General features: G+C 68.6%; 3 protein-coding genes. All 3 read left to right on the top strand.

The annotated features are described in order from the left end of the window. Window positions 1-245 precede the first annotated feature (245 nt). The 3 genes from ACH495_RS19105 to ACH495_RS19095 are packed head-to-tail and all read left to right on the top strand — an operon-like array spanning window position 246 to window position 13589. Window positions 246-6485: a protein kinase gene (locus ACH495_RS19105; RefSeq protein WP_396859066.1), complete on the top strand. Its 6240-nt coding sequence runs from the start codon at window positions 246-248 to the stop codon at window positions 6483-6485. Between the two features lie 55 nt (window positions 6486-6540). After that, the gene (locus ACH495_RS19100; protein ID WP_396859065.1) at window positions 6541-9468 is read left to right on the top strand and encodes a helicase-related protein; all 2928 of its coding nucleotides are present in this window, start codon (window positions 6541-6543) and stop codon (window positions 9466-9468) included. Then, on the top strand, window positions 9468-13589 hold the full coding sequence (locus ACH495_RS19095) for an Eco57I restriction-modification methylase domain-containing protein (protein ID WP_396859064.1): 4122 nt from the start codon (window positions 9468-9470) through the stop codon (window positions 13587-13589). Before ACH495_RS19100 ends, ACH495_RS19095 begins: the two co-directional genes overlap by 1 nt. The last annotated feature ends 29 nt before the right edge of the window (window positions 13590-13618 follow it).

The following is a 13618-nucleotide window of genomic DNA, read 5'->3' as shown; positions in this document are numbered from 1 at the left end:
CATCCTGAACGGACACTCGCGCCTAAAGGACGAATAGTCCGAGTGTCAAATGGCTGCGCCAAACGGACCACTATTGCTCGCCGACAAGGTCTTCCAGTGCCGTGATCACGTTGGCAATACTCCACGGACAGCATCGTGAACGATCTTCGGGCGTTCCCGCGCTCCGGCGGTAGTCCCGTCAGTGGGACTCCATTGTGCGTGGAGACGCGACCGCGTTGCTGGTGCGACGAGGGGGAGCGGTGAAGGTGACGGGGACTGACAACTGGGTGGCGGGTCGATTCCGTCTGCAGGGGGCCATCGGCAAGGGCAACATGGGCGAGGTCCACCGCGCCGAGGACATGAACGCAGAGGACGGCTCCCCGGATCGGATCGTCGCGCTGAAGCTGATTTTGCGGAGCCGCAACGGCAGCAGCATCGACATCGCCGGAAACGGCGGCAAGGCCCGACAGCGCTTCGAGCGCGAGGTCCGCATCATGGGCAAGCTTGCCCATCCCCATCTGCCGCGCATCATCGACGGCGCCGTGACGGCCGGCGAACTGCCCTACATCGCCATGGAACTTCTCGACGGCGAGACGCTGCGTGACCTGGTGTCCGAGTGCCCGCAGGTGCCGATCTCCTGGGCGGCTGCGATCAGTGCGCAGATCGCTGACGGGCTTTCTGCCGCACACGGCGCCGAGATCGTGCACCGGGATCTCAAGCCGTCGAACGTCATGCTGCTGCGCACCGGAGCCGTCAAGGTTCTCGACTTCGGCATGGGCCGGATCCTCGACGAGAACGAAGCCGGCAAGGTGACCAGCACCGGCATGACGGTCGGCACAGCTCGCTACATGGCTCCGGAACAGTTCGCCGCTGCGGCCGTCACGCAGGCGGCCGACCTTTACGCGCTGGGCTGCGTCCTGTTCGAGTTGTTGACCGGGGTCCCACCGTTCATCAGCGAGTCCGCCTACGAGCTCGCACAGAAGCATCGCGAGGAGCCGGTGCCCGAGATCGGGATGCTCCGATCGGACGTGCCGGGTGGCCTGATTCGGCTGGTCCAGCAGCTCCTCGCCAAGGATCCGGTGGACCGTCCCGCCGACGCCGCGACCGTGCGCGACGCTCTGCTGCCCATGGTGACCGAAGGCGGCGGGGTGCCAGGTTGGGAGGACTTCGACCCGGCCCGCTTCATTCTCCAGAGCCGCCGGGCCGTCCCCACTCCGGTGCCGCCCGCTCAGGCGGGGGCGAGTGTGCTGGCGGGGCCCAACCGCCCCGGCATGGACGTCTTCGGCGTCCACGAACAACTCATCAGCGACTATCGAGCGTTCACCCGTGGCGGCACCGTCATCCGGGATGATCGAATCGCCCTCTTCGTGGACCAGGACATGGAGAAGGGGTCACAGTGGCCCGACGCGTGGGTGTCGTTGAATCCCTTCTTCGCCTCGGGCGGCTCGATCCTCGAACTCGTCGGCCAGGGCGTCCTGCACGAGGAGTGCGCTCGGATCTTCCAAGCTCGGAAGACAGAGGGTGGGCGCACCTGCGATGGCCGTCCACTCACGCTCCATCGGCATCAGCGGGAGGCAATCGAGAAGGCGCAGTCTGGCGCTTCCTACGTGCTGACCACCGGTACCGGCTCCGGCAAGTCGTTGTCGTACATCGTGCCGATCGTCGACCGGGTGTTGAAAGCCCGTCAGCAGGAGGGGGTCAACCCCACGAAGCGGGTCCGGGCGATCATCGTCTATCCGATGAACGCGTTGGCGAACAGCCAACTCAAGGAGCTCGACAAGTTCCTCCGGGACGGATATGGGGAGGGCCGGGAGCCGGTCACCTATGCCCGCTACACCGGCCAGGAGAGTGACGAGCAGCGCAAGGCGATCCGGGACAGCAAGCCGGACATCCTGCTCACCAACTACGTGATGCTGGAACTGATGCTCACCCGTCCCGGTGACCGACGATCGTTGATCGCGATGGCGAAGGGGTTGGAGTTCCTCGTCTTCGACGAGCTCCACACCTACCGCGGCCGGCAGGGAGCGGATGTCGCCCTGCTCATCCGACGGGTCCGCGAGGCGTGTCAGGCCGACACGCTCCAGTGCGTCGGCACCTCGGCCACCATGTCCAGTGAAGGCACCGTGGACGACCAGAAGTCCGTGGTCGCCCGGGTCGCCACAACTCTCTTCGGCTGCGAGGTCTCCCCGGCGAACGTCATCGGTGAGACCCTGGTCCGCGCCACCGGGCCAACACCGGCGGAGGTGTCCAGCGAACGCCTGCGAGCACCCGGCGCACCCCGCGCCTACGGCGACCTGGTCGATGATCCCCTGGCGCGATGGATCGAGACCCGGTTCGGCCTCACCGAGGACACGACCGGACGCCTCATCCGGCAGCGGCCCACGACCATCGAGCTGGCGGCCGAGGAGCTGGCCCGCACGAGCGGAGTGTCGCCTGACGCCTGCGTCAAGGCCATCCGGGACACCCTCAAGGGCGGATCGGAGGCACGCCACCCCGTCACCGAACGTCCCCTGTTCGCGTTCCGACTGCACCAGTTCCTGGCCAAGGGCGACACCGTCTACGTCACCCTCGAGGACGAGGCGACTCGGCACCGGACCCGGGACTACCAACTCGTCCTGCCCGGACCCGACCGAAAGATCCTGCTACCGCTCGCCTTCTGCCGCGAGTGCGGCCAGGAATACCTGACCGTCTTCCGGACGGAGCGGGACGGTGCCGCGGTCTTCGAGCCTCGCCGGGACACGGTGGCGACCGGTGGCCGGGCGGGAGACGGCTACCTCTACGTCGACTCGGATCGTCCCTGGCCCAGGAACGTGGAGCGGGCCATCCAGGATCGTCGGTTGCCGGAGTCGTGGCTGGAGGCTGACGACAACGGTCAGGAGGTCGTCCGCAAGTCCCACCGCGAGCGTCTGCCGGTGGCGGTCACCGTGGATCCGCAGGGCCGAGAGGGACGCGGTGCCCTGCAGGTCGCCTTCATCCCTTCGCCGTTCCTGTTCTGTCTGCACTGTGGGGTCAGCTACGAGCAGACCCGAGGACGTGACTTCGCCAAGCTCGCCACCCTGGACCACGAAGGCCGCTCCTCCGCGACTTCCCTCGTCTCGACGTCCATCGTCCAGTCCCTGCTGAGCGCCCCGGCCGAGGCGCTCGACGCCAAGGCACGCAAGCTGCTGACGTTCGTCGACAACCGGCAGGACGCGTCGCTGCAGGCCGGGCACCTCAACGACTTCGTCCAGATCACGCAGTTGCGCGGGGCGCTCTATCAGGCGGCGGTGAAGGCCGGTGACGACGGCCTACAGCACGAGGCCCTGGCACCCGCGGTCACCGAGGCCCTCGCGTTGCGACCCGGTGACTACGCCCGGGGCGACAACCTGCCGCCGATGATGATGAACCGGGTCACCAGGGCGCTACGGGACGTCGTCGCCTACCGCCTCTATCTCGACCTGGAACGTGGCTGGCGGATCACCATGCCCAACCTGGAGCAGACCGGACTGCTCGTCATCGACTACCCCGACGTCGACTGGCTGGCGGCGGACCAGGCGCGCTGGGCCGGCACGGACCGCCGGTTGCGGGACGCCGAGCCGGGCCAACGGGCAGAGATCATGAAAGCTCTCCTCAACGAGATGCGCCGGTCACTCGCCATCGACGTGCAGTATTTCCGCGGCGACTTCGACACGCTTCAGCGCGCCAGCGAGGAGCTGTTGGTCGACCCGTGGGTGCTGTCCTCCAGCGATCAGCCGACGGTCGGCACCGCCTATCCGCAGCCCTCCAAGCCGGGTCTCGATCGGGCCGGCCTGTTCCTCTCCGGGCGCGGCAAGTTCGGCAAGTATCTGCGCCGTGCGCATTTCGGCCCGGCCCTGGGTTTCGACGACGCCCAGCAGATGATCGTGGAGTTGCTCGGCGTGCTCCGCGATGGCGGCCAGGTCACCGAGGTCGCCGAGGCTCCGCAACGCCCGGGACGTTACCGCCGTACGGCGGCGGCACCGCTCACCGGCTACCGGGTCTCCGCGGCAGCTCTGGTGTGGCGCGCCGGCCGTGGCGAAACGGGCAGCCACGATCCGCTGACCCGCACCTACGCCAGCGGCGACGGGCCACGTGTGAACGCGTTCTTCCGGGACCTCTACCGCAGCGCCGCCCACACTCTCTCCGGGCTGACCGCGCGGGAGCACACGGCCCAGGTGGACCCGGCGGAACGCGAGCGACGCGAGGAGGCGTTCCGCAAGGCGGAGCTGCGGCTGCTCTACTGCTCGCCCACCATGGAGTTGGGCGTCGACATCTCCGAGCTCAACGCCGTCATGATGCGCAACGTCCCGCCCACCCCCGCCAACTACGCCCAGCGCAGCGGCCGAGCCGGCCGCTCCGGCCAACCCGCACTGGTGACGACCTACTGTGCCACCGGCAACAGCCACGACCAGTACTACTTCCGGCGTTCCGACCGGATGGTCGCGGGCACGGTCGCCGCGCCCCGCCTCGACCTCGCGAACGAGGACCTGGTGCGCTCGCACGTGCAGGCGATCTGGCTGGCCGAGACCGGTCTCAAACTGGGTCGGGCCGTCCCCGACAGCATCGACATCAGCTATCCGGAGGACTCCCGGCTGCCCGATCCGGCGCTGGTGCTCCTCGACCACGTCAACGCCGCACTGCTGGACACCGCCTCGCAGAACCGTGCGGTCGCGGACGCCCGCCGCGTCTTCGCCGGGCTCCTGACCGAGTACCGCGCCTCGACCTGGTGGGACGACCAATGGATCGAGGACACCGTCCACACGGCGCCCGCCCGCTTCAACCAAGCCTTCGACCGATGGCGTGACCTGTTCCGGGCGGCCCTGGTGGAGCAGGCCGAGCAGAACCGGAGGGTGCTCGACCACACGCTGTCCGACCGGGACCGCAAGATCGCCGTGAGCCGACGCCGCGAGGCGGAGACCCAGCTCAACCTGCTCAAGAACGAGAGCGTGGAGAGCAGGTCGGTGCTGTCGGACTTCAACCCCTACCGCTACCTGGCCAGCGAGGGATTCCTGCCGGGTTACTCGTTCCCGCGACTGCCGCTGGCCGCCTACGTCCCCACCACCGGCCGGCGCTCCGGCGACGGCGACTACCTGCAGCGCCCCCGCTTCCTCGCCATCCGCGAGTTCGGCCCCGGTGCGCTGATCTATCACGAGGGGGCCCGCTACCAGGTCACCCGCATCCAACTGCCCCCGGACGCGTCGGGTGATGTGGTCACCGGCGAGGCACGCCGCTGCGAGCGGTGCGGCTATCACCACGACGCGAAGGAGAAGGCCGACCGCTGCAAGATGTGCGACCAGCCACTGGGCGAGTCGACCACCGGCCTGCTGCACCTGCACACCGTCTACACCAAGCGCCGGGAACGCATCTCCTCCGACGAGGAGGAGCGCCGCCGGGCCGGGTTCCGCCTGGTCACCTCCTACCGCTTCCACGACCACGGGGCTCGCCCCGGTCGCCGGGACGCGCTGGTCGGCGACGACGACGGCGGTCTCGCGACCCTGTCGTACGGGGATTCGGCGACGGTGCGGATCACCAACGTGGGACGCGTCCGGGCCAAGCCCAACGAGCCCGCCGGCTTCTGGCTCGATCCGGCCGACGGTCGCTGGATGAACGAGCGGGACGCCGGCGAGGCGGCCGGTGACTCCCGGGAGATGCCGGTTGTCGACGCCGACGGCAACGAGAAGCGCCGCAAGAAGCGGGTCATCCCGTACGTCGAGGACCGACGCAACATCCTGGTGCTCAAACTCGACGAGCCGGTGGCCGAGGACGTCGCGCTCACCCTGATGTACGCACTCGAGCGCGGCATCGAGGCCGCGTTCGAGCTGGAGGACTCGGAGTTGACCACCGAACTCCTCCCTCCGAACGAGGGACCGCGCGAGCGGATGCTCTTCACGGAGGCGGCTGAGGGCGGTGCCGGCGTGCTGCGGCAGATGCAGTCCGATCCGCAGGCGCTCGCCTCCGCCGCGGCGGAGGCGCTGACGATCTGCCACTTCGGCCCCGACGGCACCGATCTGCAGGATCCGACCGACGAGGACGCCTGCGCCCGTGGTTGCTACGACTGCCTGCTCACCTACGGCAACCAGCTCACCCATCACCTGATCGACCGCACCCTGATCCGGGACCTGCTGCTGCGCTTCGCCGCCGCGCGGGCCACCTCGACCGGGCAGGGCGAGTCGCGCACCGAGCAGCTTCAGCGGCTCAGCGACCAGTCGGACAGCGCGCTGGAGAAGAAGCTGATCACCTGGCTGAAGCAACGCGGCCTGCGGCTGCCCGACGAGGCACAGACCCTCGTCACCGAGGCGCTGGCCCAACCCGACTACGTCTACCGGCTGCCGGGGGCCACCGTGGCGGTCTTCGTCGACGGGCCGGTGCACGACTACGAGGCGGTGGCCCAGCGCGACCGCGACGCCGAGGAGCGGCTACGCGACGCCGGCTGGGACGTCATCCGCTTCCCGCACGACGGCGACTGGTCAGCCATCGCCGCTGAGCACGCGTACTGCTTCGGCGGCTGACGCCGCCACCCCGCCCACAACCGAACATCTCCACACGACGCGCGAGGACCCCCTCATGACCACCACCTTCAGCGCCGGCACCCTGGTCTCCGCCCGAGGCCGCGACTGGGTCGTGCTCCCGGAGAGCGCACCCGACATGCTCGTGCTGCGACCGCTCGGCGGCGCGGACGATGACATCGCCGCGGTGTTCCCCGCCTTCGAGCGGGTAACTGGCGCCCAGTTCGCCGACCCGTCGCCCACCGACCTGGGCGACGCCCAGGCGGCCGGCCTGCTGCGCTCCGCGCTGCGCATCGGGTTCCGCTCCGGCGCGGGCCCGTTCCGGTCCCTCGCCGGGATCGCCGTCGAACCGCGCGCCTACCAGTTGGTGCCGCTGATGATGGCGCTGCGCCAGCAAACCGTCCGGATGTTGATCTCCGACGACGTCGGCATCGGCAAGACCGTCGAGGCGGGCCTGATCGCCAGTGAGCTGCTCGCCCAGGGCAGCGCCCGCGGCCTGGCCGTGCTCTGCGCGCCGGCGCTGGCCGAGCAGTGGCAGAAGGAGCTGCACAGCAAGTTCGGCATCGACGCCGAGCTGGTGTTGGCCTCCACCGTCTCCCGCCTGGAACGCGGCCTTGACCTGGGCCAGTCGCTGTTCGACAGGCACCCGCACGTCATCGTCTCCACCGACTTCATCAAGTCGACCCGCCACCGCGACGACTTCGTCCGGCACTGCCCGGACCTGGTCATCGTCGACGAGGCGCACACCTGCGTCGCCGCCGACGACGCCACCACCGCCCAGAACCAGCTCCGCTTCGAGCTGCTGCAACGCGTCGCCGCCAAGGCCGACCGGCACCTGCTGCTGGTCACCGCCACGCCGCACAGCGGCAAGGAAGGCGCGTTCCGTAACCTGCTCGGCCTGCTCAAGCCCGAGCTGGCCACCGTCGACCTGGGCTCGGACGCCGGCCGCCGCGCGCTCGCCCCGCACTTCGTGCACCGCAAGCGCGCCGACGTGCGGCAGTATCTGACCCGCGAGGACGGCCTGGCCGACGACAGTCTCGCCGAGCGCACCTCGTTCCCGTCCGACCGGCACTTCAAGGACGAGACCTACAAACTCTCCCCGGCCTACCGGGCGCTGCTCGATGACGCCGTCGCCTACGCGGGGGAGCGGGTCAGCGCCGCCGACAAGCGGGGCCGGCGGGAGGTCCGCATCGCCTGGTGGTCGGCGATCGCGCTGCTGCGCTCGCTGGTGTCGTCGCCGCGCGCCGCCGCGCAGACCCTGCGTACCCGATCGGCGACCGCGGCGGCGGCCACCGCCGACGAGGCCGACCGCCTCGGCGCGCCGCTGACCAGCGACTCGGCCGACACCGACGCCCTGGAAGGGCTGGACGTGGCACCCGGCGCGGAGGCCGCCGACGTCGAGCACGCCGGAGCGCGACTGGCCGAGCTGGCGGACCGGGCCGCCAAGCTGGAGGGCCCGACCGAGGACCGCAAGCTCGCCGCCCTGGTCACCCACCTCAAGGCGCTGCTGAAGGAGGGCTATCACCCGATCGTCTTCTGCCGTTACATCCCCACCGCCGAATACGTCGCCGAGCACCTCGACGGCAAGCTCGGCCGCAAGACGGTGGTGCGCGCGGTCACCGGCACGCTGTCGCCGCAGCAGCGCATCGAGCGCATCGAGGAGCTGGCCCGCGACGCCGGCGACGACCCGGCCGCCCGCCGGGTCCTGGTCGCCACCGACTGCCTCTCCGAGGGCGTCAACCTGCAACACCACTTCGACGCCGTCGTCCATTACGACCTGGCCTGGAACCCCACCCGCCACGACCAGCGGGAGGGCCGCGTCGACCGGTTCGGCCAGAAACGCGACGTCGTCAAGGTCATCACCGTGTACGGCAGCGACAACGGCATCGACGGCAAGGTCCTCGACGTCCTCATCCGCAAGCACCGCCAGATCCGCAAGGACCTCGGCATCTCGGTCTCGGTGCCGGACGAGGCGTCCGCCGGGGTGACCGACGCGATCGTCGAGTGGATGCTGCTGCACGGCCGCGACAACGCGCAGGGCAGCCTCTTCGACGTCGACGAGTACCGCGCCATCGACAAGAAGGCGGCGGCGCTGGCCGCCGACTGGCAGTCGGCCGCCGAGCGGGAGAAGGCCTCCCGCTCCCGGTTCGCCCAGCACACCATCCGGCCCGAGGAGGTGGCCCGCGAGGTCGCCGCCGTCCGCGACACGCTCGGCCGCGCCCAGGAGATCCGTTCCTTCGTACGCCAGTCGCTGCGTGCCCTCGACGGTGTCCTGCGCGACGACCCGGCCCGACCGGGCGACTTCACCGCGGAGCTGGGCGGCACCCCCGCCGGGCTGCGCGACGCCCTCGCCCCGGTGCTCGGCGGCGACGTCGTCGAGCTGGGCCGGCCGGTGCGGTTCCGCACCATCGCCGCCGTGGACCGGGGTGAGGCCGCCCTGGTGCGCACCGACCCGGCCGTGGTGGCGCTCGCCGGGTACGTGCTCAACGCCGCCCTCGACGCGCAGGCCGCCGGCCCTCGCCCGGCCCGCCGCTGCGGGGTGGTCCGCACCCGCGCGGTCGCCAGCCGCACCACGCTGCTGGTGGCGCGCTACCGGTTCCACCTGACCCTGCCGTCGCGCGCTGGCACCCGTCAGATCCTCGCCGAGGACGCCCGGCTGCTCGCCTTCTCCGGCGCCCCGGGCAACGCCACCTGGCTGCCCACCGACGACGCGTTGGCGCTGCTCGACGCCACCGCCGACGCCAACACCGACCCCGGTTTCGGCGAACGCACCATGCGCCGGCTCCTCGACGAGCTGCCCGCCGTCACCGACCACCTCCGCGAGTACGGCGAGGAGCTGGCCGCCGAGCTGCTCGCCTCACACCGCCGGGTGCGCAGCGCCTCCGGCGAGATCGTCCGCGGCCTCGCCGTCACCGTCCAGGACCGCGCCGACGTCCTCGGCGCCTACGTCTATCTGCCCGCCCCGACCGCCGGAGCCGTCGCCTGATGTCCGCCACCGCCCGCAACCAGGTCTTCACCGCCGTCCACACCATCGGCGGCCTGCTCCCCGCCGACATGCTGGTCCGCATCGCCGACGGCAAGGACGTCAGCGGCTGCAAACCCGCCGACTACGGCGTCATCGTCTCCCGATCGGTGCGCGACGACGCCGAACGCCACTGGGACTGGCTCCGGGCGGCCTGGAAGGAGCTGCGGACGAAGCTGCCCGCCGCGCCGGAGGCCGACACCCCCGCCGACCCGACCGGTCTCGCCCGCACCCAGTGGCTGGAGCACCTCTTCGCCGAACTCGGCTTCGGCCGCCTGACCGCGCTGGGCGAGGCGGGCATCACCGCCGACGACGGCGGCAAGACGTTCCCGATCAGCCACCGGTGGGACCGCGTGCCGGTGCACCTGGCCCCGTGGAACGCCACGCTGGACAAGCGCCCCGCCACCGGCGGCGTTCCGCCGCAGTCGCTGGTGCAGGAGTGCCTGAACCGCTCCGACGCCCACCTGTGGGGCCTGCTCACCAACGGCCGGCAACTGCGGCTGCTGCGCGACTCCAACGCGCTCGCCACCGCCGCCTACGTCGAATTCGACCTGGAAGCCATCTTCGACGGCGAGCTGTTCAGCGAGTTCGTGCTGCTTTACCGCCTGCTGCACGTCTCCCGCTTCGCGGTTGGGGAGGGGGCCGCCCCGTCAACGTGCTGGCTGGAGAAGTGGCGCACCGAGGCGATCTCCTCGGGCGTCCGCGCGCTGGAACAGCTCCGCAAGGGCGTGCAGGAGGCCATCACCACGCTCGGCACCGGCTTTCTGCGCCACCCCGACAACCAGCGCCTGCGCGAGGACTTCGACGTGCAGGCGTTCCACAACGCCCTGCTGCGCCTGGTCTACCGGCTGCTGTTCCTGTTCGTCGCCGAGGACCGCGACGCGCTGCACCCGCCGGGCACCGACGAGGAAACCCGCGACCGGTACGCGCGGTACTTCTCCTCGGCCCGGCTGCGCGCCCACGCCCGCCGCCGCCGGGGCAGCGCGCACGCCGACCTGTACCGGTCGCTGTGCGTCGTGCTGGACGCCCTCGCCGACGTCAACGGCCGTCCCGAGCTGGGCCTGCCGGGCCTAGGCGGCATCTTCGACGGCAAGCTCGGCACCATCCCCGCCGCCACCGACGAAGACCGAAAGGACCCGCTGTACGGCCTGTCGCTCGGCAACGAGCACCTGCTGACCGCCGTGCGGCACCTGTCCCAGGTGCGCGACACGAGCACCCGCCGCTGGCGGACCGTCGACTACCGACACCTGGGTGCCGAGGAACTGGGCTCGGTCTACGAATCCCTGCTGGAACTGGTGCCGAAGCACAGCGCAGTCGACCGCGCCTTCGAGCTGGTCGAACTCGCGGGCAACACCCGTAAGACCACCGGCTCCTACTACACGCCTGCCTCGCTGATCGAATGCCTGCTCGACTCGGCACTCGACCCGGTGATCGATGACGCGGTCAAGCGTGGCGAGGTGGCGGCCACCGCAGCCGGCCAACCCGACCCATCCGACGTGATCGTCACCGAACTGCTGTCGCTCACCGTCTGCGACCCGGCCTGCGGCTCCGGGCACTTCCTGGTCGCGGCGGCCCGCCGGATCGCCAAGCGGGTCGCCGCCGTCCGCGAGCGCAACCCGGAGCCCACCCTCGACGCGGTACGCCACGCCCTGCATGAGGTCATCGCCCGCTGCATCTACGGCGTCGACCTCAACCCGATGGCGGTCGAACTGGCCAAGGTGTCGCTGTGGCTGGAAGCGCTGGAACCGGGCAAGCCGCTGAGCTTCCTCGACGCCCACATCAAGCACGGCAACGCTCTGATCGGCGCAACGCCCGCGCTACTGAAGCGCGGTATCCCCGACGAGGCGTTCAAGCCCATCGAGGGCGACGACAAGCAGCACGCAAAGGGCTTGGAGAAACAGAACACCGAGCAGCGGGGAAATCAGCTAAGCTTTTACAGCTCGGACTCGGCGGTGAGCACTGCCAACGTAGTCTTCGCTCAGAGCATGCGTCGCATCATCGACGCCCCGACCACTGACCTCAGTAGCGTTCGCGGCCAAGCGTCCGCATATCAATCCTGGACAGAAGCGGCCGACTACCAGCGCGCTTGCCACAGTGCTGACGCCTGGTGCGCTGCCTTCGTCTGGCACAAGACGCCCGATGCGCCGCCCGGGGTCACCGACGGTGTCTTTCGCTCGCTGCAAGATCCGGTCGGACGCGCTGTGGACGTCGAGACGGATGCGGAAATCGTGCGGCTACGAGAAAAATACAATTTCTTTCACTGGCATCTCGAGTTTCCTGACGTGTTCGAGGTGTCGGAGGGCGGCCTCGATGTCGATCCGGCCACGGGCTGGGCCGGTGGCTTCGCCTGCGTTCTGGGGAACCCGCCGTGGGAGCGAGTTAAACTCCAAGAGCAGGAGTTCTTCGCCACCCGTGTTGAGAAGATCGCGAAGGCGACAAACAAGGCTGCGCGCGATAAGCTCATCAATGGCTTGGCGGATAGCCAGGAGGAGGCCCACCGAGCGCTGTACGCTGAGTTTGTTGCGGCTCGCCGGATGGCGGAAGGTGTCAGCCATCTGCTACGTGATTCGGGTCGCTACCCGCTAGCAGGCAGGGGTGACGTGAACACGTATGCGGTCTTCGCGGAGACCGCATCTTTCGCTGTTGCGTCACGTGGTCGTTTTGGGCTGGTCTTGCCTACAGGAATCGCGACAGACGCCACTACCGCCCACTTCTTTTCAGACCTGGTGCGCAGCGGGCGCTTGGCTTCATTCCTGGATTTTGAGAACGAGGCTTTTATCCTTAGTCAGGCAGTGCATCACTCGGTTCGGTTCGCGCTCCTGACTGCTACGGGTAGGGCTGAACGCGTAGATAGGGCATCTTTTGCCTTCGGCACTCGCTATATCGAAGATCTGGATAGTCGGCGCTTCACCATGCCGCCTGATGAGATCCTCCTAGCCAACCCTAATACCGGCACTCTACCTGTCTTTCGCTCCCGGCGTGACGCCGAAATTACCCTCGGCATCTACCGTCGCCTGCCCGTGCTGATCAAGGAAAATGACCCGCAGGGTAACCAATGGGGCCTCTCGTTCCTGAGAATGTTTGATATGTCGAACGACTCTCACCTGTTTCGCACCCGCATGGAATTGGAGGCGGATGGCTGGACACTCGCCGGCAACATTTTCGAGCGTGGCCAGCAGCGGATGTTGCCGCTGTATGAGGCGAAGATGCTTCATCACTTCGACCACCGGCTGGGAACGTACGAGGGGCAGACTGAGGCCCAAGCCAATATGGGCACGCTCCCGCGTCTCACCCGTGAACAGCACGACGATCCGGAATTCGTCCCAATGCCGAGATACTGGGTCCCGGAGTTCGACGTTCCTACCGAGCGCCGGACCAAGAAGGGGAACCTCTCCTTTGAGCTAGGTGTCAGGTCGCGGCTAGCCGAGCGGGGTTGGGAGCACGGCTGGCTGCTGGGATGGCGAGACATCGCTCGCTCGACGGACGCGCGGACGATGGTGGCTACCGTGCTGCCAAACTATGGGGTGGGCCATACAAGCCCTCTGATGTTTCCGGCGAGCGCCGAAGCCGGAGCCCTCTTGCAAGCCTGTTTCAGTTCGTTCGTCTTCGACTACGTTCTCCGGCAAAAGATCGCAGGAACTCATCTAACGTATGGTTATCTCTACCAACTTCCGGTGCCGCCGATTGCTGCATTTGAAGCCTTCCACGGCGGCGTGCGCTGGTTTACCGATCGGGTAGCCGAGTTGTCTTATACCAGTATGGATTCCGCTAGCTATGGGAAAGACCTGCAGTGCGCCGGCATGCCGTTCCGGTGGGATGAAGTGCGTCGCGAAGCCATGCGCGCTGAACTTGACGCGGCGCTTCTGCATCTGTATGGAGTGAACCGTAACGAGGCCGACTATATCCTTGAGGCCTTCCCGGTTGTCAGGCGTTCGGATGAAGCAAAGCATGGCACATATCGAACCAAGGTCCTCATTCTCGATGTTTACGACCGAATGGCAAGTGCCAGAGCTGCAGGTAGCGATTGTGCGACGTCGCTTAGGCCACCACCTGGCCAAGGTGCGCGACACCAGCCTCATTGCTGATCGGTTTGCTCGTTCAGTCGCCCAAGCCT

Source organism: Micromonospora sp. NPDC018662, from assembly GCF_044391475.1.
In the GTDB taxonomy this organism is placed as follows: domain Bacteria; phylum Actinomycetota; class Actinomycetes; order Mycobacteriales; family Micromonosporaceae; genus Micromonospora.
The sequence above is the reverse complement of the archived record's forward strand: the minus strand, read 5'-3'. Positions and strand labels throughout refer to the sequence as shown.